Genomic DNA, 529 nt, shown 5'->3' with positions numbered 1-529 from the left:
TCCTTCATCGCCTGTAATCGCCAAGGCATCCACCACATGCACTTATTCGCTTGACCCTATAACGAGAGTGTCTCCCGTTACAGGTTGAGTTATCGCGTTGTGCCGTATTCCAAGTCATCTTTCGATCACTTTAAATACTGGTTGATACAATCACAACCCGTACAATTTCCACGCGCCATCTCTAACGCGCTTCCGTTGTACTACTACTTCTTCCAAATTGTTAAAGAACAAATACTGCATGACATTGCTGTCATTCAAAAACATTCACATTCGTTGGGATTTACCGCAGACGTAAAAGCTTTTGACTGACATCGATGTGTGATCTAAGGAATTGGTGGAGGCAGACGGGATCGAACCGACGACCCCCTGCTTGCAAAGCAGGTGCTCTCCCAGCTGAGCTATGCCCCCATTTCAAGCCAGTTACCTACCGACTTGGTCAGGCGGTGGTTAGCTTGGTGGGTCTGGAAGGACTTGAACCTTCGACCCCCGCCTTATCAAGACGGTGCTCTAACCACCTGAGCTACAGACC

The 529-nt window shown here is 48.6% G+C and carries 1 tRNA gene; it reads right to left on the bottom strand.

Going from position 1 to position 529, the window contains the following annotated elements:
- Positions 1 to 332: 332 nt before the first annotated feature.
- Positions 333 to 408, bottom strand: a tRNA-Ala gene (locus PBR20603_RS24020).
- Positions 409 to 529 lie beyond the last annotated feature (121 nt).

The sequence above is a fragment of the Pandoraea bronchicola genome (assembly GCF_902459805.1).
GTDB classification, from domain to species: Bacteria; Pseudomonadota; Gammaproteobacteria; order Burkholderiales; family Burkholderiaceae; genus Pandoraea; species Pandoraea bronchicola.
The sequence above is the reverse complement of the archived record's forward strand: the minus strand, read 5'-3'. Positions and strand labels throughout refer to the sequence as shown.